General features: G+C 41.8%; 20 protein-coding genes, 1 tRNA gene and 1 other RNA gene. 12 read left to right on the top strand and 10 right to left on the bottom strand.

All coding sequences use genetic code 11. The features are described from left to right. Positions 1–197 precede the first annotated feature (197 nt). Positions 198–1,874, top strand: coding sequence for a glycosyltransferase family 2 protein (locus tag H589_RS0100750; RefSeq protein WP_027720255.1), 1,677 nt, complete (start codon positions 198–200; stop codon positions 1,872–1,874). A 2-nt stretch (positions 1,875–1,876) separates the two neighbouring features. Continuing rightward, positions 1,877–2,647: a YkgJ family cysteine cluster protein gene (locus tag H589_RS0100745; RefSeq protein ID WP_027720254.1), complete on the top strand. Its 771-nt coding sequence runs from the start codon at positions 1,877–1,879 to the stop codon at positions 2,645–2,647. Positions 2,648–2,723: 76 nt separating this feature from the next. Here the strand turns inward: H589_RS0100745 and H589_RS0100740 are convergent, their stop codons facing one another. Next, positions 2,724–3,377, bottom strand: a complete 654-nt coding sequence (locus H589_RS0100740; RefSeq protein WP_027720253.1) for a CPBP family intramembrane glutamic endopeptidase — start codon at positions 3,375–3,377, stop codon at positions 2,724–2,726. Positions 3,378–3,447: 70 nt separating this feature from the next. On the opposite strand from H589_RS0100740, the gene rfaE2 reads away from it, so the two are divergent. The 9 genes from rfaE2 (at position 3,448) to H589_RS0100700 (ending at position 12,080) form a co-directional block, all read left to right on the top strand. Beyond that, positions 3,448–3,954 (top strand): D-glycero-beta-D-manno-heptose 1-phosphate adenylyltransferase, encoded by a 507-nt coding sequence (gene rfaE2 / locus H589_RS0100735; RefSeq protein ID WP_084146813.1) that lies wholly within the window; start codon positions 3,448–3,450, stop codon positions 3,952–3,954. Between the two features lie 147 nt (positions 3,955–4,101). After that, positions 4,102–4,177, top strand: a tRNA-Ile gene (locus H589_RS0100730). Between the two features lie 209 nt (positions 4,178–4,386). Beyond that, positions 4,387–5,196, top strand: coding sequence for a Nif3-like dinuclear metal center hexameric protein (locus tag H589_RS0100725; protein ID WP_027720251.1), 810 nt, complete (start codon positions 4,387–4,389; stop codon positions 5,194–5,196). Between the two features lie 160 nt (positions 5,197–5,356). After that, positions 5,357–6,106 carry a zinc ribbon domain-containing protein gene (locus tag H589_RS0100720; protein WP_027720250.1) on the top strand — a complete coding sequence of 250 codons (750 nt, stop codon included), beginning with the start codon at positions 5,357–5,359 and terminating at the stop codon, positions 6,104–6,106. A 112-nt stretch (positions 6,107–6,218) separates the two neighbouring features. After that, an RNA gene (gene rnpB / locus H589_RS20270) (RNase P RNA component class A) lies at positions 6,219–6,579 on the top strand. Positions 6,580–6,662: 83 nt separating this feature from the next. Then, on the top strand, positions 6,663–7,856 hold the full coding sequence (gene ispD / locus H589_RS0100715) for a 2-C-methyl-D-erythritol 4-phosphate cytidylyltransferase (RefSeq protein WP_027720249.1): 1,194 nt from the start codon (positions 6,663–6,665) through the stop codon (positions 7,854–7,856). Between the two features lie 8 nt (positions 7,857–7,864). Further along, complete coding sequence (locus H589_RS0100710) at positions 7,865–8,770, top strand: hypothetical protein (protein WP_035074622.1); 906 nt, start codon at positions 7,865–7,867, stop codon at positions 8,768–8,770. A 29-nt stretch (positions 8,771–8,799) separates the two neighbouring features. Beyond that, positions 8,800–10,257: a cysteine--tRNA ligase gene (cysS, locus tag H589_RS0100705; RefSeq protein WP_027720247.1), complete on the top strand. Its 1,458-nt coding sequence runs from the start codon at positions 8,800–8,802 to the stop codon at positions 10,255–10,257. 119 nt (positions 10,258–10,376) lie between these two features. Beyond that, entirely contained in the window at positions 10,377–12,080 is a 1,704-nt protein-coding gene (locus H589_RS0100700; RefSeq protein WP_027720246.1) for a sensor histidine kinase, read from the top strand. Between the two features lie 492 nt (positions 12,081–12,572). On the opposite strand, the gene H589_RS0100695 is transcribed toward H589_RS0100700, so the two are convergent. The 9 genes from H589_RS0100695 to dnaE all read right to left on the bottom strand — a co-directional run bounded on the left by H589_RS0100695 (position 12,573) and on the right by dnaE (position 22,258). Beyond that, positions 12,573–14,240: a CgeB family protein gene (locus H589_RS0100695; RefSeq protein WP_027720245.1), complete on the bottom strand. Its 1,668-nt coding sequence runs from the start codon at positions 14,238–14,240 to the stop codon at positions 12,573–12,575. 9 nt (positions 14,241–14,249) lie between these two features. Further along, on the bottom strand, positions 14,250–14,996 hold the full coding sequence (locus H589_RS0100690) for an OmpA family protein (RefSeq protein ID WP_027720244.1): 747 nt from the start codon (positions 14,994–14,996) through the stop codon (positions 14,250–14,252). 15 nt (positions 14,997–15,011) lie between these two features. Next, positions 15,012–15,767: a motility protein A gene (locus H589_RS0100685; RefSeq protein ID WP_027720243.1), complete on the bottom strand. Its 756-nt coding sequence runs from the start codon at positions 15,765–15,767 to the stop codon at positions 15,012–15,014. A gap of 7 nt (positions 15,768–15,774) precedes the next feature. Next, positions 15,775–16,884 carry a FapA family protein gene (locus H589_RS0100680; protein ID WP_027720242.1) on the bottom strand — a complete coding sequence of 370 codons (1,110 nt, stop codon included), beginning with the start codon at positions 16,882–16,884 and terminating at the stop codon, positions 15,775–15,777. 31 nt (positions 16,885–16,915) lie between these two features. Then, on the bottom strand, positions 16,916–17,245 hold the full coding sequence (locus H589_RS0100675; protein ID WP_027720241.1) for an STAS domain-containing protein: 330 nt from the start codon (positions 17,243–17,245) through the stop codon (positions 16,916–16,918). Next, the gene (locus tag H589_RS0100670; RefSeq protein WP_027720240.1) at positions 17,227–17,658 is read right to left on the bottom strand and encodes an ATP-binding protein; all 432 of its coding nucleotides are present in this window, start codon (positions 17,656–17,658) and stop codon (positions 17,227–17,229) included. The genes H589_RS0100675 and H589_RS0100670 overlap by 19 nt, the downstream gene beginning before the upstream one ends. A 134-nt stretch (positions 17,659–17,792) precedes the next feature. Continuing rightward, positions 17,793–18,260: a D-aminoacyl-tRNA deacylase gene (gene dtd, locus H589_RS0100665; protein WP_027720239.1), complete on the bottom strand. Its 468-nt coding sequence runs from the start codon at positions 18,258–18,260 to the stop codon at positions 17,793–17,795. Between the two features lie 3 nt (positions 18,261–18,263). Then, complete coding sequence (gene queD / locus H589_RS0100660) at positions 18,264–18,650, bottom strand: 6-carboxytetrahydropterin synthase QueD (RefSeq protein WP_027720238.1); 387 nt, start codon at positions 18,648–18,650, stop codon at positions 18,264–18,266. Positions 18,651–18,733: 83 nt separating this feature from the next. Continuing rightward, positions 18,734–22,258 (bottom strand): DNA polymerase III subunit alpha, encoded by a 3,525-nt coding sequence (gene dnaE, locus H589_RS0100655; RefSeq protein ID WP_027720237.1) that lies wholly within the window; start codon positions 22,256–22,258, stop codon positions 18,734–18,736. Positions 22,259–22,450: 192 nt separating this feature from the next. On the opposite strand from dnaE, the gene H589_RS0100650 reads away from it, so the two are divergent. Next, positions 22,451–23,644 carry an SLC13 family permease gene (locus H589_RS0100650; RefSeq protein ID WP_027720236.1) on the top strand — a complete coding sequence of 398 codons (1,194 nt, stop codon included), beginning with the start codon at positions 22,451–22,453 and terminating at the stop codon, positions 23,642–23,644. Positions 23,645–23,992: the final 348 nt, after the last annotated feature.

The following is a 23,992-nucleotide window of genomic DNA, read 5'->3' as shown; positions in this document are numbered from 1 at the left end:
GTGATAAGGTCATTATAGTTTTTAATTGAAGTTATGAACGGCTGCTTTGACTGTTAAGTTAAAGCAGCTTTTTTATTTACCTGAGAGTGAGACTGATATCTATTCGCCTTAAGGAGCTGTAGGTATAAGCTTATTTCATTCCAGAGGGATGAATGATATATGCTCTGAGAGTGCTGAAATTAGTATAGGAGAAAGAGATGGGCGTAACTTCATATGAAAAGTATTGGTCGGACATGTCTGCTGAAGTCAGACGGCGTTTGCTGCTTGGGTCTGTTGGCTCAAAACATTTATTTGATGTCGGCGTAAGAAGTCTTGAAAGTGACCCACAACTTGCCGTGGAATTATTATTTGCAGCTTATACGGCTAATCCTCTTGATGGAAATATGGCTCAGCAACTTATTGATATTGAAGGTTTGATTTCTCTTTTTCCTGCTTCTGCCGTTCCCTGTATTAAAGGCCTATTAAAATACTGGCAACGACCTGATAATCTTTCATATTTTTTACGCATTACCGCTAAGAGGGATAATGATAAAGTACGGTCATATATTTTATCATGTCTGGAAAAGGAATCAGCTAATATTTTCTGGATTCAGCAGGGATTAATTTATGCAGGAGCCTGTTCTGATTTTCAATTCGGACTTGAATTGCTGGACAGAGATTTTCCTTCTGAAATTACAGCAGCTGTAAATTCTGCCAAGGCATTTTTTTCTTATATGAATGGAGATGCTGCTAATGCTTTTAAGTTGCTGCTTGCTGCTTCTGAAGTCTTTGGCATTGCTAATGTTGGGCACCTTGCAGCTTCCATAGCTTTGTCTCTTGGAGATCGTGAAACTGCACGGAGTATATTTTCAGGCTCGGTTGAAGCGCAGCCATGGCGAGTCTCTGAAGCTTTAAGGCTTTATGATCTTGAGCGTGAGCTGGATAAAAAAATAGAGCCGTTTTCAGATTCGCTGGCAATTCTGTTATATTCCTTCAACAAGGCTGATGAGTTGGACGCAACTCTTGCTTCTCTGCATCGCTCGGAACTATATAAAGCTGTAATTTTCATGCTTGATAACGGTTCAAGTGACGGAACATCCAAAGTTATAAGTCGCTGGCAGGAAAAGTTCGGTCAGCAGATGGTTCGTATTGATCTTCCCGTTAATGTAGGGGCTGCTGCTGCGCGTAACTGGCTTATGAATCATCCAGATGTTAAGAATAGTAAGTTTGCAGTTTATCTAGATGATGATGTGGAAGTCGATCCTGAGTGGCTCTCAAAACTTAGTGCGGCGGTTAAGGAATATCCTGATGCCGGGGTTTGGGGATGCAAGGTTGTTGATTATAATTTTTCGGCAGTTATGCAGTCTGTAGACCTGCATATAATTCAGCCTAAAGGAGATGAGGGAGCTGGTCCGGAAGTTGATTTGGCCCAGATTGCTCCAAATCCATTCCGTGTTTCGGATATCCATCACCAGCTTCTTGATGCGGGATATTTTGATTTTATGAGACCTTGTGCATCTGTTACCGGATGTTGTCACCTTTTCAGAACTGCTAAGTTACTTGACAACGGAGGCTTTTCCCTGTTCCTTTCTCCCTCGCAATATGACGATATGGAGCATGATTTACGTAGCTGCCTGAAAGGTGAGTTTGCAGTTTATCAGGGACATCTGCGTATTTTGCATCGCAAGAAAACAGGAACTTCCAGTAGAGTTTCAGTTGCTCAGGAAGGAAATGCACTGGGCAATAAGTATAAAATGCAGGCGATGCACCCCAGAAGTGAAATATTGCAGATAATGGCTGATGAGGAAGGGCTTCTTCAGTCTGATTTAATAAGAAAGTTAGAGTCTCTGTGTGAGAAAGGGGTTCTTGCTAGTTATAATATAGCGGGAGAATGAAAATGTCTGAACATGATAGCACCGAAGAATTTTTAAATAATCTGCCTGAACTTGAAGCCGGTAAAAGTTTCGGTTTTGCCTGCCACCCTGAAGTTCGTTGTTTCAACGCCTGTTGTGGTGATTTAAACCTTATGCTTACTCCGTATGATGTTTTGCGCTTACGCAAAGGACTGGGGCATGACAGTAAGAAATTCATCCACAATCATGTGGATATTTCACGCACTCCGGGGGCAGGGTTTCCCATGACCAAACTGCGGATGCTCGATAATTCCAAGCGCAGTTGTCCTTTTGTGCGCGATGAAGGGTGCTCTATCTATGAAAACCGCCCAGGTGCCTGCCGTACTTATCCTTTAGGCCGTGCTTCCCGTATGAACGAAGAAGGTGAGACCATTGAGCAGTTCTTTATCGTACAGGAACCACACTGTCGTGGGTTTGAAGAGGATAAGGAATGGACCAGTAATGAATGGCTCAAAGATCAGGGGCTTGAGCCGTATAATGAAGTTAATGACCGTTACATGCGCATCATGACTCGGGCTCGTAAAGCCGGAATAGTTCTTGACGAAAGAAAGCTGAACATGGTCTTTCTGGCTCTTTATCAGGTAGATAACTTTGTTAATTTTATCAAAGACATGAATGTTTTTTCCCGTCTTGATATTTCCGAAGAAAGACAGGAAGCTATCCTCAGCGATGAAGAAGAATGTCTTAATTTTGCTCTTGATTGGGTCGAGCTGATTGTGCTCGGAGCTTCTGAAAATTTACAGCCTAAAAAATAGCAAAATATCTGGTGGCATTCGATGGTAAGAGACCTTTTTTGGAAATATTCTTTTGGCCTCGGATAGCTGCAGGAGGTTATAAACCCCAAAAGATATAGGCCTTACCCGAAAATGAAAGGTAGTTAATCAGGTAGTGAGCTATGATTGTTGGATATATTGATCCGGTGCGCCACATGCAGATCATAAGGGCAGATCCTGTTACAGCGGTTGCTGCAACTGCTACAGGGCCTTGTGACCAGTGTATTAATCCGAAGACTAATCCTGAGATTATAAATATCTTTTGAGTAGAGCAACCTCGTTCTTTTAGCGCACTGAATGCAAGAGCTCTAAAAATAATTTCTTCTGCTACTGCTACCAGCATAAGTCCGACGGTCATATCTAGATTGTAGAATTGAGAGTCCGGGCCGATAGGTATTGAGCCAAGCCTGAAGGATGGCAGTATCTTTGCCCATAGAGCAAAGCCGGGCTCATCAAGGCTCAGCCCAATAATTGTGACGCCGATTGTCCAATTGACTAATTTTAATGGCGAGATGGATATTAGTCCAAGATCATTACGAGATAGGATTTCTTTTTTCAGTAGATAGAAAAGGAAAGTCAGCGGAACTATTTTCAGGCAGTAATCAATGCTGATCCAGAGCAACTCCTTCTTAACAAAGATATTGGAAATATCATTTAGGTAGAAGGGAAGAGCAGCAATGATCAGGATAATGGTTTTGTTTTTTAAATTCACCGAGTGATACTCCTTGCCAAGTCGTATTTGTTGATTATTATCTGCTCATCATGAAACGGGAGAAGTAAATTTGACTCAGGAATTAAATATTAATCTTCACAGCCCGAAGATACTCTCTGCTGCTGAATTTGAAAAGATCAGAGCTGATTTTTCAAAAGACAGTAAGATTGTCTTTACCAATGGCTGTTTTGATATTCTTCATGCAGGGCATGTGGACCTTTTATCACGCGCCAGAGAGCAGGGTGACTTTCTTGTTCTCGGATTGAACAGTGATAGCTCTGTCCGCTCAATCAAAGGCGATAAACGTCCTGTAACAAAGCAGCAGCAACGTGCTTTTGTGCTGGCAGGACTTGCTTGTATTGATTACGTTATTTTTTTTGACGAAGACACTCCATACAGTCTGATAAAAAAAGTTCAGCCTGATGTGCTGGTAAAAGGCGGGGACTGGACAGTTGATAATATTGTCGGGCGTGATATTGTAGAAGATCGTGGAGGGCAAGTCCTTTCACTTCCTCTTTTGCCGGGCTATTCAACAACTTCAGTGATCAGGTATATTCGTGAGAATGAGATAGAATAATTGATTCTGCCTTCAGCTTGGTAGTTTCAATGTGTATATTTATGTGCTAGATATTATTATCTTGTTTGAAGAAATTATTTTTTTCTTGATTTAGACTTGACATATTGTCAAATGTTGGGCTATTAAGCTCGACTCGCTTGACAGAACGGGCCAATAGCTCAGTTGGCAGAGCCCCCGGCTCATAACCGGATGGTCCCAGGTTCGAATCCTGGTTGGCCCACCACTTATAGTAGATGGATACATATCAAATACAATCCAGATTTTTAGACTTTCTATATTAAGAAAGTAGTTGTGCTCCCGGGGGACAACCCTTGCGGGAGCATCTTCTTTTCTCGGACTTTGATGTGAAAAAGTGGTCTACAAGCGGTAATAATTGAACATCTTGCTAGCATGGCAATGAATAACCATGTTGCACGCAATACGGTGGTTGTTATGAAGACCATAGAAGTTATCAACCGGATTGAATCTCTTGTCCCTTCGAGCTATGCTGCTTCATGGGATAATTGTGGTGTTCAGATTGCTGGCTCCGAAAAGGAAGTCCGTAAAATTGCAGTGGCTCTTGACCCATTGCCACAAGTTGTTTCATCTGCTTTGGAGTGGGGAGCCCAGTTTATACTGACTCATCACCCTCTGGCAATTGAGGCTAAGCTGCCATTTAAACTAGATTGGTTTCACACCGTTATGAAACAAATCTTATGCGCAGATGCGACCCTATTTGCCTCCCATACCTCTTTGGACGTTCAGTTTAAAGGTGTTGTATCTTGGTTGGGTCGTGATCTGGGGCTTGAAAGTTTAAGGGTTCTTGATCCGGTCGCAGAAAATGAAGCTGGTGAAACTCTAGGATATGGTTGTATCGGGCAGTTTTCTGATCCGGTTTGTTATACTGATTTTGTAGATCAGGTATCACAGTTAACCGGATGTGATGTGATAGGACTTTGCGGTCCAAAACCAGAAAATATCAGTTCGGTGGCCATTTGTCCTGGGTCAGGTTCTTCACTGATGAATAAAGCTTTTGCCGATGGCGCAGATGTATTCATTACTGGAGACGTTAAATATCATGCGGCACAGGAGACTGTGGGTGCTATATTTGATGTGGGGCATTTTTCTCTTGAAGAAGAGATGATGCGCCGTTTTGCCGTTATTTTAAGAGCTGATCTTGGCGGTGGAACAGAAGTTAAATTTTTCGGCGGATGTAATCCTTTTGCCTATTATGTGCAGGGGGAAGGCGTACGCAGGTCCTGAAAGGGACATTAAAAACTCTAGAGAATTAACGGTCACGTAGAGGCCTTACGGGACTGTATGTGTTTTTATTACGGGACAAGCCGCTTTGGCGGTAAATTAAGTTTCCGAACATCGATGTGGCGGAGGCCATAAGGCTCATCCGCGAAAAGGGGACCCCATAATGTATGAAAAACAGATAGAACAGCTTGTAGTTTTGCAGAAGGTTGATGACGAAATTATTTTGCTTGAAGCAGAAATCGATCAGGCTCCTAAAGAGGTTGCCGCTCTCGAAGCTCGTTATGAATCCCTTGAAAAGCGTAAACAGCAGCTTGATGAAAAACTTGATCTGTTCACAGAGCAGAAGAAAAGATTAGACGTTGAGATCGAAGAAGATGCCGTCAAAGTCAAGAAAAGTAAAAGTAAGCTGATGCTTGTCGGCACCACTAAAGAATATCACGCCATGATGCGCGAGATGGATAGCCTCGAAAAACTCAACAGACTGCGTGAAGAAGAGAAAATAACAATTCTTGAGGAAACAGCACGTCAGACTGAGATGATTGATGATATCAATGCTAAGATCAAGGAACTCAATGAAGAGTTAGCTGAAAAACGGGCTAACCTTAAAGAAAGACTTGCTGCAGCAAATGGTGATCTTGGAAAACTCACTAAGCGTCGTGATAAAGCTGGAAAAGCTGTTCCAGCCCCTATTCTTGGACGTTATGAGTTCATCCGCTCCCGCCTGTCACATCCGGTTATCGTTCCTGTTGAGGGTGCGGTTTGCGCAGGGTGTAACATAATGATTCCTCCTCAGGATTTTAACAGTCTGCAGGAAGGAAAACAGATTCTCAGTTGTCCAAACTGTCAGAGATTAATTTATTGGATTGAGCATATTCCTGAAGCTGCTAAGCCTAAAGCTCTTCAGCAGGATTAATATTTAGTGCAGCGACGAAGCTTTGAAACCTCCGGATGTTCCAAAGCTTCGTCGTTGTAGTTTGACAGATATACAAACATGATTTTAATGCCTCCGGAGGCGTTCTTTTTTTGGAGTTGGACGGATCATCGCCGCGGCTTTACTGTCGGGGAGGAAAGTCCGGGCTCCGCAGGGCAGGGCGCTGGGTAACTCCCAGCGGAAGCGATTCCGGGAAAGTGCCACAGAAAGCAGACCGCCTTCATTTATGGAGGTAAGGGTGAAACGGTGGGGTAAGAGCCCACCGGCGGATATGGTAACATATCCGGCCAGGTAAACCCCGTCCGGAGCAAGACCAAATAGGGAAGTGTTTGAGGCCGGCCCGGCCGAGCTTTCGGGTAGGTTGCTTGAGGTGTATGGTAACGTGCACCCTAGAGGAATGATGATCGTCTGCTTTCGGGCAGATACAGGACCCGGCTTATAGTCCGACTCCATTACTTGTTTGAATATTCGGGCAGCCCTTGGGCTGCCTTTTTTTTAGGAATTCCGTTAAGTGATTTTTGATTATCAGGGAGATTCCATGAGCGCATCAGGTGAAGTCTGGGCCGTTTTACTCGCAGCAGGAAGCGGTACCCGTCTGGCAAATGCCGTTGGCGGCGTAAAAAAACAATTTCTTTCCTGGAAGGGCTTTCCGCTTTTCTGGCATTCTGCACTTACTTTTTCTAAAACTCCGGCTGTTACGGGCATTATCTTTGTTTTTCCACCGGATCAGGTGGATGAGATGAAAGAAGTTGTTGCAGATCTGGATGGAACTGATTCTCTCGGCATGCCTTTTAAGGTTACAGCCGGCGGTAAACGTCGTCAGGATTCAGTCTTTAATGGGTTGAACGAGCTGCCCTCCGGGTGTTCGCATGTGCTTGTGCATGATTCCGCTCGTCCTTTTGCCTCTGCTGCAATGATGAGCTCGATTGTGGATATGATGAGAAATGGGCGGGATGCGGTTATCCCTGCGGTAGAAGTCACTGATACCATCAAGGAAGTTGATGGCGATATTGTGAAAAAAACTCTTGTGCGCTCAAGTCTTAAAGCTGTCCAGACTCCGCAGGGATTTTCACTTCCAGTTCTCTATGCTGCTCATGAACAGGCTGAAAAAGAGGGCTGGGATGTTACTGATGATGCTTCAATGGTTGAGATGGCAGGAAAGAACGTTCACATATGCAGTGGAGAGGAAGGCAACGTGAAGATTACCAATCCCGAAGATCTGAAACGTATTGAAGAAGATTCCCGAATTCTGCCGTGTGTGGGATGGGGATATGATGTGCATAAATACGGAGCAGGTCGGCCTATGGTTCTGGGCGGAGTTCCTATCCCAGGAGGTCCTGAAATTATAGCCCATTCTGATGGGGATGTATTACTTCATGCTCTGGCTGATGCTGTTTTAGGCTTATTTGGAGGTGGTGATATTGGACATCATTTTCCTGATACCTCTGCTGAATGTGAGAACATGTCCAGCGGAATCATTCTTAAGGAAGTATTGGTTAAAGCTGAAGATGCCGGAATTGAAATTGTTCATGTAGATATGACCATTATCGCTCAGATTCCAAAGCTTTCGCCTCATCGCGAATTGATCCGCAAGAATGTGGCTTCACTGATGGGGCTGGATAAAAATCAGGTCAATGTAAAAGCTACAACAGAAGAGAAGCTTGGTTTTACCGGTGAAAAGAAAGGCATCAAGGCGGTTGCTGCTGTTACCGGTTTGAGAAAATATTCCTAGGCGGTTCTATGGGCAGTGCAGTGAAGTCATTTTTTAAATGGTTTGTATTTTTGTTTGTTCTGCTTGCAATTATGGCAGGCGGATATTTCAAGCTGGAAGAATTTTCTGCGCAAAAAGTTCATGAATTCACGGATAAGTATTCAGATCTTGTCAGGGTCGAATTTGATAGGGCCTTGATTAATCCTTTTGATCAAACTTTGAATATTTGGGGCATACACTGTTCTTTCTCTATGGGGTCCAGTTTTTCTGTTGATAGGATTGTGATCGATAAGTTTGATCGTGAGCATAGTTTTCCATTATTTTTTAAGGGTTCTATTGAAGGTATATCTGTTCCTGTTGATTTCATGAATCTTGGACCATACGCCGGAGAGTTTCGTAAAATGGGCTATGAGGAACTGACTTTTGACCTCTTGGCCGACTACATATATGAAGACGAAACAAAACGGCTGACGGTGAAAAAGCTTTGTTTTGACGGAGTAGACTCCCTTCAGGTAAGTACCGGATTTGATCTTGGAGATGTGAAGTTAATAAATTCAGGGTTTAATGGTCTTATCGGGGTCAGTATGCTGGATGGCGGTATGATTTTGGTAGACAAGTCGTTGACGGTAAAATTTCTTGATTTAGCAGCAGCAGCGGAGAATAGCGACTTTCTCTCATACCGCTCAAAGTTAATGGAAGGGATGCAGCTTAAGATGCAGAAGGCTAAAAGTCTTGGTAATGGTTTTGCTGAGAATTTTTATGCTGAGATTATAAAATTTATTGCGAAACCCGGAAAGTTGGTTGTCAGGGTGGAGCCTACTGAACCTGTGCCGTTGTTGTACATGTTTATGGGGCGCAGTTTTGAAGAATTGCTTGAACTTTACGGGGTAACTGTTGAATCGGATGAGCTGGGATCAAATGCCGGTGACAGCTGATATTTATTTTAGATAAAAAGGAGTTGGCTATGCGCCTTTACAATACACTTAAGAGAAAAAAAGAAGAATTTGTTCCTGCTAATGGTAATAAAGTAAGTCTTTATGCATGTGGCATCACTGCATATGATCTTTGTCATATTGGGCATGCCCGTTCTTCAGTAGTTTTTGATGTTCTAGTTCGCTACTTGCGTTTTAAAGGTTACGATGTGACTTTTGTTCGTAACTTTACTGATATTGATGATAAAATAATTAATCGTGCTAATGAGTCTGGTGTATCAGCCGATGAATTGGCTAAAAAATTTATCGGCGAGTTTTATGTTGATATGGATAGGCTTAATATTCTGCGCGCAGATATAGAGCCTAAGTGTACAGAGCACATTCCTGAAATGATTGCACTTACCGAAACTCTGATTGCAAAGGATCATGCGTACTCCACCCCTTCCGGAGATGTTTATTTTAAGGTCCGTTCTTTTGATGACTACGGGAAGCTTTCCGGTCGGAATATTGAAGATCTTCAGTCTGGGGCACGTATCAAGCCCGGGGAAGAAAAAAAAGATCCTCTTGATTTTGCGCTCTGGAAAGCGGCTAAACCCGGCGAACCTTCATGGGAAAGTCCTTGGGGCGAAGGCCGTCCCGGCTGGCATCTTGAATGTTCTGCAATGAGTGAGAAATATTTGGATTTACCTTTTGATATTCATGGTGGTGGACAGGATTTAAGTTTTCCGCATCATGAAAATGAAATTGCCCAGAGCGAAGCTGCCACTGGAAAAGAAATGGCCCGTTTCTGGGTTCATAACGGATTTGTGCAGATTAATTCTGAAAAGATGTCTAAATCTCTTGGTAACTTTTTTACCATCAGGGATATTATAGAGAAGTTTCTTCCAGAGACTTTACGTTATTTCTTGCTGACTATGCATTACCGTAGTCCTCTTGATTTTTCTTTTGAAGCACTTGAAGATGCTGAGAAAGGAATACGCCGTGTTTACACAGCTCTTGAGCAGATCGAAGAAGCTCTTCAGAAGCAGAAGTGGTCCAAAGCAGCGCTCCCAGCTGATGTTCTTGCAGAAATTGATGATGCAGAGAATGGCTGGACCGAGGCAATGGAAGATGACATGAACACCGCAGCGGCTATGGGGCATATATTCACTATTATCCGTCTTGCCGGACGTATTGCCGAAGATAAGGCATGGCGAAAGAGTGAGGGGGGCCGTGATGCATGGACTCGCATACTTGCTGACATGAAGAAATGGGGTGATGTGCTGGGTATTTTCACCATTGACCCCAAAGTTTTCCTTGAAAATCTTAAAATGAATATGTTGGACCGTAAGGGAATTGAAGTTGCAAGAGTTGAAGAGCTTGTAGTAGCTCGTCAGGATGCAAGGAAAAATAAAGATTTTAGCCGATCTGATGAGATAAGAGATGAGTTGATTGAGCTCGGAGTCGAGGTTAAGGATACTCCTCAAGGGGCAGTCTGGGACGTTATTTAACAATTTCTCTTAGAAATAGTTTTAATGAAAAGAAACTGGAGAATTCTCCAGTTTCTTTTTTTTTGTTTAGAGGGTAAATCAACGTGCAATAAATTATATGAAATGGAGCAGGCACGTAAATGCGAATTGGACTCAAAGGAAAAAGTTTTATTGGCGTCTTTATTTTAGGGCTTATTATTCTTAGCGTAGCGTGGGCTAATGCGTTTATTTTTATGGAGCGTAGTTCTCATGAGATAGAAGATGTTCTCATGAGAGAAAATCTTAGTCGTGTTTCTTATGCCATTTTAGCTGACAGTCATTCCTTAGATAGTATTTGTCGTGATTGGGCTTGGTCTGATTACAGTTATGAATTTATGCGCGATCATAATATTGAATTTATTAAATCAAACTTTAGCAAGGAAGTTTTGACTAACCTGAATATAGATATTTTAATTTTTATTGATAATCATGGTAATATTTTCAGTTCATTCTGTAACTCTGGTACAGATTTAGTAAAGAACTGTTTCCGCACGGAGGGGTGTAGCGGCAAAGAATTTATATCTAAGTGCGGAATTAACGGGCTTACGGGTTTAATTAGAGTTAAGCATAAGATCATGATGGTTTCTGCTCAAAAAATATTAACCAGCCAAGGTGATGGACGGCCTCTGGGGACTTTAGTCATGGGCCGTTTTTATGGCGATGCTGCTATTAAAAAATTGGGAGAGGAGCTGCTGCTGGATTTATCTTTTAGTGAGCTTGACCGTGCAAGTCCAAGCAATGATCTGGACTCATTGCCAGAGGATAATACTATTCATGATTTCAAAGTGATAAAAGATTACTCAGGTAAGCCGCTTGTTTTATTACGTCTTGATATGAAAAGAGAAGCGCATAGTATTGCCAGTTCTCTAATTTGGATATTTGCTCTTTCTTTTTTGGGTACTCTTTTTATTCTTGGCGTTGTTACTTATTTTTTTGTGAATCATAATTTTGTATCTAGAGTAAAGATGCTTCAGTCTCAACTTAAAGGTGGATTCTTTACGGGGCCTGACAGGAGAAAGGTCTTGCTTAGCGGGGACGATGAGCTGACAGAATTGTCTGTTTCGATAGGTGATACTCTTGAGCTGCTACAGGAAGAAAAGGAAAAAGCCGAAAATGCGAATAAGGTTAAAACTGAATTTATGGCTAACATGAGTCATGAGATAAGAACTCCAATGCATTCTATCCTGGGTATGATTGAGTTGTTAAAAGAAACTAATGTTGATGATGAGCAGAAAGATTTTTTAAATATTGCTGGGGTCGCAGGAGAGTCTTTACTGGAAATAATAAACGATGTTCTTGAAATTTCTAAAATAGAAGCGGGGTATCTTGAAATTGAATCACATCTTTTTTGGCTTCATGAGATTGTTTTACGAGTTGTAACTATATTTGAGGCTGTTGCGACTAAAAAAGGACTTTCGCTTGTTTGTGATATTTCTGAAGAAGTTCCTGAAGAAGTTATAGGTGATCCTACTAGGGTCCGGCAGGTACTGACAAATCTAATCAGTAATGCGGTTAAATTTACAAGCGAAGGTTCAATTAAAATTTCTGTATATATGGAAAATAATAGAGTTATGTTTTCAGTCCGTGATCAGGGGATAGGTATACCAAAAGAAAAATTATCTATTATATTTGAAAGCTTTACCCAGGTAGACTCTTCAACGTCTAGAGAATATGGCGGAACGGGGCTTGGACTTCCAATTTCACGTAAGCTTGTATCTCTAATGGGCGGTGAACTTTTTGTTGAAAGCAGTATAGGGGAGGGGGCAAAGTTTATTTTTTATGTTAATTTTAGTATCCCATCTTAACCATATTTATATTTCTGTTGATTTGTTATTTATATCTATGATTGATTTTATTGTTGAGTATTGACATTTTGTATGAGATACTTACTTTAAAGAAAGAAACTTATAAATAAGTGAGGTCTGATATGAATGAAATACTCGGACTTATCGCCGTCTTTGCAGTAGTCTTCCTTATTGTAAAGGTCGTGATACCTAAGCTTGGTGTTTCCCCTTGACAGATAGGTGACAGAGGTTCCGGTTCGGGATCTAAGAATAATAAGAGTGGCGGTTGTGGAGGTAATTAACCTGCGTATATCCTTTAACCTGAGTACTGAAACTCAGAATCTGTAAAATTGATTTCTTCTTAGAGTGATAGAGCTTACTCAAGATATGGTAGTTCTGCTCTAGATTGTAGAACTTGATGAAATAATAACTTAGTCTATGATTCGTAGAACGTTTGGGTTTCTGTATAGAAAGAAAATTAAAACCCTGCTACAAATGTAGCGGGGTTTTCGTTTATCCATATACTTGGCGCATACAGGCTATAAGAGTTTCTATACGGCTGTCGTATGTATGCTCAGCAAGTATTCTTTTTCTTGCTGCTTTGATGATAGATTTTCTCGCATTTCCATCATTGAGATATTTATCGATAAGGGTTGGTATCTCATCTTGGGAGCGGTAGATTACGATTTCTTTGTCAGGCTCGAAAAGTGTTTCTATCTGGTCTCGGTGATCAGTCAGGATAAAACCATTACACGCAGGAACATCGAATACGCGCTGGTTGACAGCTCCTTTCATTTGTTGACTGGTGCAATTGAAATTTATTTTTGAGCAGGGGTAAAATTGAGGCAGGTCATTATAATATGAAAGTTCCTTATGGTATTCCCAGGAACTGGTTTCAGGTAATATTTTCTTCCATCCATCATCGCCGACAATCAGCGGATAGAATGAGAGTGTTTTCTTCAGACAGGATAGGCGGTATTCAAGTGTTGCTTGCCAGATAATCAGTGTTTCAAACGATAGCTTGCGAAATGGCGACTTCAGTTCTTCATAGTGCGGCAGGAGATTTGGAAAATCAGTCTTTAAAAAGTTAAAAACTGACTGTTCAGATTCTTTACCAAATCTATGTGCTATTTTCTCCCACTGTTCATCCAAAGCTCCTGTTAGTCTTGCTGCTTCCCGTTTGCGAGAAGTTTTGTAGACCATGGAATTTCCGACAAATGAAATATCACGAGCCCACTGACTTTTATTGCATCCTCCAGAAGGTATAAATCTTGTTTGGTCGGTGCCAAGTGGCAGGTGAAAAATATTTTCAAACCCCATATCACTTAATGAATCCATGCGGTCAGTATCCCAAGTGAATATTGTTGTGTTGCTGTCTGCCTGTCCTTTATACAGCGGAAGGATTAGCATTGGGTTGTCCACAAACCATGATGCCAGGGGGAGATCAAATTGTTGCAGCAGGCTGTTTAAGACTCCTTCCTGATCAACTCCAAGATGGTTAACAGTTAGTACAAAATCTGGTTTGAATGTTTTTATAGCTGCCGAGATGCGCCTTACAAAAATTTCTAAATCCATTTCTTTCGCGTCCATATTTATGAACATGTGCGGGATGGATTGTCTTTGGCAGGCAGATACTATTTCACCCATTAGAAAATACTGGCTGGTCAGTAGGAGTATACGGGGGAATTCATTTTGAAATTTAGGCCAGCAGTCGAATTCTGCCTTTTGTCTGGATTGTTCTAAAAGCAGTTTTTCAACATTCGTATAGAATGAAGACAAGCGTTGATAAAAAGGAATTTTCAGCAGCTGGATTTTCTTTTTGAAATTATTTTCAAGGTCATTAATATGCCGGGCTGCACTTAGTGGTGAACTGGTGGTTATCCATATAATATTTTGATATGATTTAAACTTTTCTTTGAGCCCAGTTTCTTTAATTATAGGTGTTTCGCAATCAAGTATCAGAATAGGGCGGTCTTTTTTCTGGGCAAGAATTTCTGCAGCAATACCAAGTCCTGAACCGATGAGTAACGGGATAGTGTCCTGATTTATCGACTCACTTAGATCTGTTTCTTTACGAGGACCGAATTTTCCCCACATATGCTTTTTCTTGCCATCTTGCTCTATGCATATATCAACGGGATCTGAGTCATTTTTAAGTAGTTTGGCAGTGTAGGTTCTCATAGTCGGGGCCTACCACGAATCCTGAGCCGGTTTGTGATAGAAAAATTCAAGGCGTCTATTTCTCTGACGATTCTGAGGAGTGTCATTTTTTACCAGAGGCTGAGTGTCTGCGTAACCTACAGCTTTTAGCCTTTTAGGGTCAATTCCGCCTTGTTCAATTATGTAGCGTAGAGCGCTTGCTGCTCTTGCTGCTGACAGTTCCCAGTTAGTTGGATATTTTCGTGACCCTGATTCAGAGTTATCGGTATGACCTCGTACAACCAGATTGTAATTATGATCTTTAAGTATGCTGATAACTTTATTTAATATTTTTTTAGCTTCCGGCTTTAATGTAGCTGAGCCTGGTGTGAATAAAGATGCTGACTCGCTGGTCACAAGGACTCCGTCCTGATCAGCCTTTACTCCTGAGGATTTACGCGTCGCATCATCTTGATCTAGTAGAGCTTTAATACGTAATACAAGACCTAAAAGACGCTTGTCATTGCTGTCCATTTTGACTTCTTTACGTTCTACATCTGCAGGAGTGAGAGCAAGATGTTCATCCATTTTGCGTTCTTGCCTGACGCCAAATGCCCCTTGTATGGAACCTAGAAGTTCTTTGAACTTTGCAACATCATTATTGGCAAATGAAAGTAGAAGAACAAAAAAGCACAGTAAAAGGGTAACCATATCCGCAAATGTAGCCATCCACGGTGGGAGTCCTTCTTCTGGAGGAGGACTATCGTCCTTTGGTTTGAGAACAACAATTTTTGCCATTATTCTATCTGATGTTTAATCTGTAGAATCACGCATTGCAGGGGAAAGAAAAGCTTGCAGCTTCTCTTTTACAATAGAAGGATGCTCTCCTTTTTGAATCGAAACAACTCCTTCAACCATGATTTCCATGTAAAGAGACTCTTCAAAGGAACGTTCCTCAAGTTTTTTGGCAAGCGGCAAAAACATTACGTTCGCAAGAACTGCGCCGTATAGAGTGGTAAGCAGTGCTACAGCCATTGCCGGTCCAATTGCATCCGGATCACTTAAGTTCGAAAGCATATTTACAAGTCCGATAAGTGTTCCGATCATTCCAAAAGCCGGTGCCATTGTACCCATTCCTTTCATGACAGCCTGACCTTGAAAGTGGCGTTTTTTCATAAAGTCTATTTCTATTTCCATAATAGAGCGGACCAAATCTCCATCCGTTCCGTCGGCAACCAGAATTACGCCCTTTTTGAGATAGGCATCATCAATGGCAACTTTTTCAAGCGCTACAAGACTTTCTTTTCTGGCCGTTTCAGATAAAGCAACTATCTGATCTATTATGGCTTTAGGGTCCTGAGGTTTGGCAAAAAAACCTTTTAGCGCAACCTTAAAAGCCTTGAGAACCACGCCCATAGGAAACATGATAAAGGCTGAAGCAAAGGTTCCACCGAAAACAACAACAGCTGATGGCGGGTCAACAAAACCTGCAGCATTACCACCCATAAAAATGGTTGCTACGATGAGGCCGAATCCGCCGACAATACCTATTAGGGTTGCTATATCCATATTGGTTCTATTTTTTTAATGCGGGTGATCCCACTTTTATTTCGTTGTTTTCATAATAAAAAAAGACATTTTCCAAAGGAGAATCAACCTGCATAAAAGCCTGTCCTATGCTTATCTCTACTCCGGGTTTGACTATGCCTTCGACCATAATCCTGCAACATTCCAGTTTTTCAGCCTGCTGTATCTTAGTCCACAATTTCTTTTTTTTGTTCTTTAAAAATCGAATTTTCATTTCATTTTTTTCGATTTTTTCTATGTACTCTGACGGCGTGGAATGTCCATTATTAATGACTTTCTGCAGTGTCTCTACTGTATCTGTAAGCGATTTGACCTGATCAGAAATTTTATCAATCTGTAAAAGATATATCGGGTTGTAACCAGCAACAATTTGTGAGGGAGTACTGAGTCCTCCTCCAAGCTGTTCTCCAATATAGACATATTGGTCACTATAGCATTTGCCACCAGCAAATCTACCCTTTACAGCAAATTTACCTTCGCAATATACTTTAGTGTGCATACAGTTTTTTTCAATGATAATATTTCCTTCACTGACAAGTGTCGCATTTTCACAAAAGGCAGTGCGAAGAGTCTCTTTTGATTGGATTAAAGCCTTACTGTTTCCCTTTATGCCACCGTCACACTTTAAAAAACCTGCAGCCTGAACATTGGCCTGTTCAATATGTCTTTTGACGTTGATATTGTTAGCTTTTACATCAAGTCCAGATTTTATGGAACCATGTACTATGATGTCGCCTACAAAAAAGATATTACCAGTTGAGAGGCTCACATCCCCACGAACGTTCAGAAGTTCTTTGACCATGATAAGGCCATCTTCATTATAAAAAACATATCCGTTTCGGGTTGCTATCAGCTGATTAATGTCTTCAGGATTAACTTTTGTATTTGGACCTTTAGGGAATTTCTTTTCGGGAAAATGCCGATAACCCATGGGGCAGCCATCTTCAGGTTCATCTTCCCATTGGGCTAGAACTTGGTCTTTAATGACACTTTGCACGTAACCCATGTTGTAATAATCGACGCTCCCATCGTTTTTTTCCACAGGTTTAAGATTCTGGTAATCAAAATCCGGATCAAAATAGTGCTTAAGGCAAGGCATGCTGTGAACTCCGTACTAACTGGACGATGGCCTAAGGAATTTCTCGTTCATCTTCAATAATAGTAAAAAAGGATATAAGGCGAACCAGTTCCAACGTTTTGCATATTTGCTCACTTGGCTGGAGGAGATACATGTGTTTATTTATACTTCTGAGACGTGAGTTAAGAGACACAAGGAAACCAATACCTGAGCTGTCCAAGAATAAAGCTTCAGAAAGGTCTGCTATTACTATTTGTATTTCCGCAGACTCACTTTCTTTTTCAACTTGCTCTTTGTAGTCGTATATTGTCTCGATCGTTACTTCTTTACCGCAGTTGAGAGTAAGGGTACCGTCAGAAATACTTATTCTTTCCTCAGCCATTGTTCTTCCTTTATATTGCGGGTTAATTTGATTGTATTTTTCCCGTTTATTTGTGTTATCTCAAATGAATCCATTAACTTCGACATAATGAACATCCCTCTTCCCCCAACCGCTTCCGGAGAAGGCATACTGAAATCTATTAATTCAGAGCACAGCCCCTTCCCCCAGTCTGAAATTTCAAAAGAAACGGATTTATCAGGAATAATTGTAATTTTTAACTCAAGCCTGTTGCATGGAGCATGTGTTGAATATGCATGGCGTGCTACATTTGAACAGCCCTCTGTCAGGACAAGATCAATGTCATGAAGTAAGTCATCATCCGTGATGAAACCTTTCAGAATATGGACTGCCTTTCGTGCAATTTCCCGGCTTTCTTCTGGGGTGGGGATTGCTTCCAGCACATAGTTATGCATGACTGCTCCAAAGTAAAAAACTGATAGAAAACTTTCTCTGTCAATTGTACAACATATTGAGACTTCTATTGCTTAAAAATAATATACCTAATCCTCACTTTTTAGCAAAGGAAGTCAAGCTAAAATCAAAATTTTCAGATAAAATCGTTTGAATCAAGCATAATTGTAACCGGTCCCCAGTTTACAAAATCAACATTCATCATGGCCCCGAATTGTCCTTTTGCAACTTTTGCAGGAGCCTTTTGTGTAACTGCTTTGGTGAATTGATCACAAAGTTCTCTTGCCAGATCAGGAGCTGCTGCAGCTGTGAATGACGGCCTACGACCTTTTTTACATGAGGCATAAAGAGTAAACTGTGAAACCAGCAGTATGTCACCGCCTATGTCTGCAAGGGAGAGGTTCATTTTCCCTTCTGCATCCTCAAAGATTCTTAGTCCGATCATTTTATCAATAAGCATGTTCCAGACTTTGGAATTGGGAAGTTCTAAGGTGTCCTCCTTACCGAATCCTACAAGAACCATTATTCCTGTACCTATTTCACCAACTGTTGTTCCTTCAACTTCAACTTTTCCGCCGCTGGTTCTTTGAATTACCAGTCTCATGATTTATTCCTCAGAGTAACTGGCTACGGATGAATCTTTTTCTGAAACAGAAGCATAAACCATTTTGACATGCTCGGTCTCGACTCTTTTTTGCATTTCTTTATATATGTAGCGGGCAATGTTTTCGGATGAAGGGTTCTGGTGTTCAAAAAACTCTGTGCTGTTAAGATGCTTATGGTCCAGCGTTTCCAATACTTCAGAAAGATCTCTCTTCAGCTCTTTAAAGTCCATGAGTATTTCAACTCTTGAGTCAAGCCGATTGCCCTTAACTTCAACTTCAACACCGAAGTTATGGCCATGCATATTTTCACATTTTCCACCATAATTTCTAAGCTGGTGTGCTGCGCTGAAATCTTTCTTAACTTTAAGTTTCCATATACCTTTGCTCATTATGTTCTCCACTCATTTGTTATCTTTTAAAGTAAGGATGCAAAATGTTTTATATTTTGCCGTATTCATTTTTACTGAGATTATTAAGCTGATTTGTTATTACTTTTTTTTCGCCACTGGTTGAATTCTTTCCAAAAGTCTCCGTTTGGTCGGATATTATATCCGTGCCCTAAACGTAATGTACATACGACTTCATCCAGAAATAGTTGCAATGTTACCGGAGCTGACCCCGGATAACCTCCCAGAATAGCTTTGAGCTCTGTAATTCCTTCCTCCGTGCACAGCTTATGATGTACAGGAAGCGGAACAGCCTCTTGGCATCCTGCTTGGGCTGTTTCCAGTAAAGAGACTTCTTCTGCCAGAATTTTAGCCTGCTTAGGTGCATCGTCCGGTGCATCTTCCTGGTCACGCAGATCTATTTTGCCTTTGACCAGTAGAGGCTGGTCCTGTCCGAGAAATTGTGCGGCAGTTTCATACGTGTTGGGAAGCATAGTCAGTTCACCTGAGCCAGTCATGTCTTCCATCTGGCAGAAAGCCATCTTGTCGCCTTTCTTGGTGATATATTCTTTAAAGGTCGGGATGATGATTCCAATACGGACCTGAGTCCCGTTAGCCATATTCTTGCAATCTTCTATGGTTACAAGTCCCATGCGTTGCATCTCATGACGGAAGGCTAGAAGGGGATGACTGGTCAGGAAGAATCCGAGAGCTTCTTTTTCAAGACGCAATTTTTCTTTATCATCCATTTCTTCCATATTGAATTCTTCAAAGCTGAGTGGAACGGGCTCACTGCTATCGCTTCCTCCCCCGCCGCCGAGCATGTCCAGCATGTTGAGCATACCGGATTCTTTCTCTTTGTTCTTTTTCTGGCCGTATGTGAAGGCTTTTTCAAGAGCGGCAATAAGACCAGCTCTAGACACTCCAAGTGAGTCCATAGCTCCAGCACGGATAAGGTATTCGGCAACTCTTTTGGTTACTCTGCGTAGATTAACACGGGTACAAAAGTCGATAAGACTGGTGAATGGACCATTGTTTTTTCTTTCGATAACGATCTCATCAATAGCCTCTTCTCCTACGTTTTTGATGCCGGCCATGCCGTAGATAATATCTCCATCATATACTGAGAAACGAGCCAAACCGAGATTGATATCAGGTTGGCGTACAGTAACGTCCATATCCCGGCAGGCATTAATGTACATAATTATTTTTTCAGTATTGTTCATTTCAGTACTCATAAGAGCTGCCATGAATTCTACTGGGAAGTGAGCTTTAAGAAATGCTGTATAATATGAAATCAGAGCATACGCTGCGGAGTGAGATTTGTTAAAACCGTAGGCCGCAAACTGTTCCATAAGGTCGAAAATGTCGTTAGCGGTTTTTTCAGGGATTTCATTTTCACGGGCTCCTTCAAGGAAACGAACTCGGTGTTTTGCCATTTCTTCAGGGATTTTTTTACCCATGGCACGTCGCAGCAGGTCACCCTCTCCAAGTGAGTAGTTAGCAATGGTCATTGCCGCAGCCATAACCTGTTCCTGATAGACGATAACTCCGTATGTAGGTGCAAGGCTAGGCTCCAGAGTCGGCCATAGATAGGATACTTCGATTTCGCCATGTTTACGTTTAATGAATTCATCAACCATCCCTGAGCCGAGTGGACCCGGACGGTAGAGTGCAAGCATAGCAATGATATCTTCAAAGCAGTTTGGGCGCAGCATACGCAGATATTTACGCATGCCAGATGATTCAACCTGAAAAACTCCGTCTGTATCACCTTTACAAAAAATATCGTATGTATCCGGATCATCAAGTGCGAGTGTATCAAGATCTGGAGCGTCTTTACCTTGTTCACGTATGATATCAAGACAGTCCTCGACAACTGTCATGGTGCGCAGGCCCAGAAAGTCAAATTTAATCAGGCCGACTTTTTCGACCTTCTTCATATCAAACTGGGTTACGATTTCACCCTTTTTCCCTTTGTATAAGGGAAGGTAGTCGGTCATGGGTTTATCGGAAATAACAACGCCCGCTGCATGTGTTGAAGCATGACGGGACATTCCCTCAAGACGTTTGGCAATGTCGATAAGTTTTGCAATCTTGGGATTAGTATCCACCATGTTCTGCAGTTCAGGAACCCCTTTGACTGCATTTTCAACATTGATTTTTGCCTTTTTGACTCCCATCATTTTTGCAAGCAGGGCCGGATCATCAGGGATGAGCTTGGCAATGGGGTCGGTCTCGGAAAAATGCATGCCCATTGCCCTACCAACGTCTTTGATAACCGCTTTGGCTTTCATTGTTCCGAAGGTCGTAATTTGGGCTACGTGGTCCCATCCATATTTTTGGGAGCAGTATTTTACAACCTCAAGACGACGACGTTCGCAAAAGTCGACATCAATATCCGGCATGGAGATACGTTCTACGTTAAGAAATCTTTCAAAGAGCAGATCATAAGGGAGTGGGTCAATGTTGGTGATACGTAGTGCCCATGCAACAATGGAGCCTGCTGCAGAACCACGGCCCGGTCCTACTGGGATACGATTGTTCTTTGCCCAGTTGATAAAATCCTGAACGATAAGGAAGTAGGCAGGGAACCCCATTTCGATGATGACTCCGAGTTCATAATCAAGACGGTCCCAGTATACTTTTTCATCAATTTCATACGGAGCTAATTCAATACGTTTTTTCAGACCTTCTTTACAGAGCTTCACAAATTCTGTGTCAATGGTCATACCTTCTGAAAGTTCATATTCCGGGAAGTAGTAATTGCCCAGCTCAATCTCAAGATTGCACATCTCAGCAATCTTTTGAGTGTTGGCGATTGCTTCTGGAACATGAGCGAAATATTGTTCAAATTCTTCCTGCTGCTTAAAATATAACTGGTCAGTGTCCATGCGCATACGTTTTTCAGCGTCGACTGTTGTCTGTGTCTGGATGCACAACAGCAAGTCGTGAGCTTCGTAGTCTTCTTGCGTAAGGTAATGGCAGTCATTTGTGGCAACAAGAGGCAGGCCTGTTTTTTCGGCGCACTGGATGAGCAGTTCGTTAGCAATCTCCTGATCACGCAACCCGTTAGCCTGAACTTCAATATAGAAATTGTTCGGGAAGATATCAGCATACTGCCGGGCCATATCAACACCGGCATCAAGTCCCACTGTAGTCAGAGTGCGGCACACTTCACCCGCAAGGCAGGCTGAAAGGGCTATTATGCCTTCACTGTATTTGTTAAGCAGGTATTTGCTGACTCGTGGCTTGTAGTGAAATCCTTCAAGATAGCCCAATGAACAGAGCTTAATAATATTTTTGTAGCCCTGCTGGTTTTTAGCCAGTAAAACTAAATGGTAGCGTTCTCTACGCTCTTTACTTATATGAGCATTCTCATCATCTATGTCGCCGGGAGCAACATATACTTCACAGCCGATAATAGGCTTGATGCCCATTTCAAGGGCTGTCATGTAAAAGTTGACTGCTCCGAACATGGTGCCATGGTCGGTGATAGCAACTGCCGGCATTCCGAAGTCTTTGGCCTGTTGGCATAAATCCTTAATGCGAATAGCACCGTCAAGCAGACTGTATTCTGTGTGAACGTGCAAATGTACAAATTCTGACATATTAACCTTGATGAAAATGTGTGGATTAAAAAATAGGTAGTATTTACATTTAATCCGTAACGTCAACACTAAATCATATGATGCTCAGGCTATTATTTTCTGTAGCGAATGAAATTTGTTAATTTCTTAAACCGTTGGCGCATATTTCTCACAGGGCAACAAGTTGTGTTATTTTTTTAAAACGAGCTGTAAATGGAATTCTCTACTATCTATATATATAACAGGGCACCTTTGGTGCTGCTTTTTGCTACGGGATATATTCTGTACAGAGTTATAGCTACAGTCGGGCTTCCAGAGTATTTTGCGTCAAAAGCTATACGCATGAGTCGGGGCAGAGCAGATGTGCTGCTGCTTTCACTGATGATTGTTTCCGCAGCTCTATCTATGTTTATACCAAATGCTGTTACTGTTCTGGCCATGCTGCCCGTTATACGCAGGCTCGATAGTGAGTTGGAGTCAATGACTACTCCGTTGACTCTTTCAATTATATATGGCGCAAATATCGGGGGGATGGGGTCGCTCATAGGCAGTCCTGCAAACTTACTGCTTATGGGGGCACTTGATTTTTTTAAAGTACCCGGCAGGAGTCAGATTACTTTTATTAACTGGTTTATCTGGGCCATTCCTCTGGTCATCTTTTTTCTTTTACTGGCATGGCTGCTTTTAAGATTTATTGTACCCAAAGTATTGCAGCTGCCTGAAATGTCCGAAGGCAAATATGAAGTAGATTCATTTAAGAAAACAGGCTTGAAATTATTTGCCCTGTTCATGGCTTACTGGACTTGTTCCTCAATCCTTCGAGAATTCGTTCCTATATATAGAGACTATGAGCCTATGGTCGCAGTATTTTTCACAGCGGTTTATTTATGGCTGATATTCAGTAACAAGGTATTAAGATTCAGAGACCTGTTGCAAGGTGTGCCTTTACGAGGAATAATCTTTCTGGTTTTGCTCGGACTGCTTGTCGTTGTTGTGCATATGTTAAACTTTGATAAGACCGCTGCTAGAGCTTTTATTTCTGTCCTTTCTCATATGAATGTAGGTGTTCAAAGTGAATATACCCTCTATCTGGTTACGGCGTTGGTAGTTATAACCCTGACTGAGTTTTTAAGTAATACTGTTGTCTCAACGGCCTTCTTTGGAATCACTGTCCATGTTGCAGCGACTTACTCACTTAATGCATTACCTCTTATGGTCCTTGTATCTGCGGCTTCAACATGCGCTTTCATGACTCCGGTAGCTACGCCTTGCAACAGTTTAGCAGTCGGGGAGATGCGAGGTATCTCTCTGCGGATAATGTTTGTTCTGGGAGTGGTGTTAAATATCTCAGGAGCATTATTACTCTCTGTCTGGATTTGGAGAGTTCTGCCTGTAATATACAGTTGAGTGCGTTAATATTAATAAAACGTATCATTGAAGAGGTAATGCGTGATATATAAAAGATATATAACAAATAATTCAAAAAGCAGTTGACGTGGCGGTGTGTTTTATCTAGAACCTCTTTCTCGGCTGAGTGCGGCCTTAAGTGGCACAGCGCAGCTGAGATTTTTTTTGACTGACCGGTCATAAAATGGTTGACTTCTGGATCGGGTTCACATAGTTTCCCAATCCGCACTGAGCGAAAACGCAAGGTGTTGAGATCATTGAATAAAAGTTTAATTGAGCAGCAGGCTGAGCGGATATCTTGAATAGATGACGCGAGCTGGTTTCGGAAGGTTTTGCTGGACGGAGCTC

The sequence above is a fragment of the Maridesulfovibrio zosterae DSM 11974 genome (genome assembly GCF_000425265.1).
Taxonomy (GTDB): Bacteria; Desulfobacterota; Desulfovibrionia; order Desulfovibrionales; family Desulfovibrionaceae; genus Maridesulfovibrio; species Maridesulfovibrio zosterae.
The sequence above is the reverse complement of the archived record's forward strand: the minus strand, read 5'-3'. Positions and strand labels throughout refer to the sequence as shown.

Coding starts and splice junctions, on each gene's coding strand:
- H589_RS0100750 (WP_027720255.1), top strand. CDS start 198: ATGGGCGTAACTTCATATGAAAAGTATTGGTCGGACATGTCTGCTGAA.
- H589_RS0100745 (WP_027720254.1), top strand. CDS start 1,877: ATGTCTGAACATGATAGCACCGAAGAATTTTTAAATAATCTGCCTGAA.
- H589_RS0100725 (WP_027720251.1), top strand. CDS start 4,387: ATGAAGACCATAGAAGTTATCAACCGGATTGAATCTCTTGTCCCTTCG.
- H589_RS0100720 (WP_027720250.1), top strand. CDS start 5,357: ATGTATGAAAAACAGATAGAACAGCTTGTAGTTTTGCAGAAGGTTGAT.
- ispD (WP_027720249.1), top strand. CDS start 6,663: ATGAGCGCATCAGGTGAAGTCTGGGCCGTTTTACTCGCAGCAGGAAGC.
- H589_RS0100710 (WP_035074622.1), top strand. CDS start 7,865: ATGGGCAGTGCAGTGAAGTCATTTTTTAAATGGTTTGTATTTTTGTTT.
- cysS (WP_027720247.1), top strand. CDS start 8,800: ATGCGCCTTTACAATACACTTAAGAGAAAAAAAGAAGAATTTGTTCCT.
- H589_RS0100700 (WP_027720246.1), top strand. CDS start 10,377: ATGCGAATTGGACTCAAAGGAAAAAGTTTTATTGGCGTCTTTATTTTA.
- H589_RS0100695 (WP_027720245.1), bottom strand. CDS start 14,240: ATGAGAACCTACACTGCCAAACTACTTAAAAATGACTCAGATCCCGTT.
- H589_RS0100690 (WP_027720244.1), bottom strand. CDS start 14,996: ATGGCAAAAATTGTTGTTCTCAAACCAAAGGACGATAGTCCTCCTCCA.
- H589_RS0100685 (WP_027720243.1), bottom strand. CDS start 15,767: ATGGATATAGCAACCCTAATAGGTATTGTCGGCGGATTCGGCCTCATC.
- H589_RS0100680 (WP_027720242.1), bottom strand. CDS start 16,884: ATGCCTTGCCTTAAGCACTATTTTGATCCGGATTTTGATTACCAGAAT.
- H589_RS0100675 (WP_027720241.1), bottom strand. CDS start 17,245: ATGGCTGAGGAAAGAATAAGTATTTCTGACGGTACCCTTACTCTCAAC.
- H589_RS0100670 (WP_027720240.1), bottom strand. CDS start 17,658: ATGCATAACTATGTGCTGGAAGCAATCCCCACCCCAGAAGAAAGCCGG.
- dtd (WP_027720239.1), bottom strand. CDS start 18,260: ATGAGACTGGTAATTCAAAGAACCAGCGGCGGAAAAGTTGAAGTTGAA.
- queD (WP_027720238.1), bottom strand. CDS start 18,650: ATGAGCAAAGGTATATGGAAACTTAAAGTTAAGAAAGATTTCAGCGCA.
- dnaE (WP_027720237.1), bottom strand. CDS start 22,258: ATGTCAGAATTTGTACATTTGCACGTTCACACAGAATACAGTCTGCTT.
- H589_RS0100650 (WP_027720236.1), top strand. CDS start 22,451: ATGGAATTCTCTACTATCTATATATATAACAGGGCACCTTTGGTGCTG.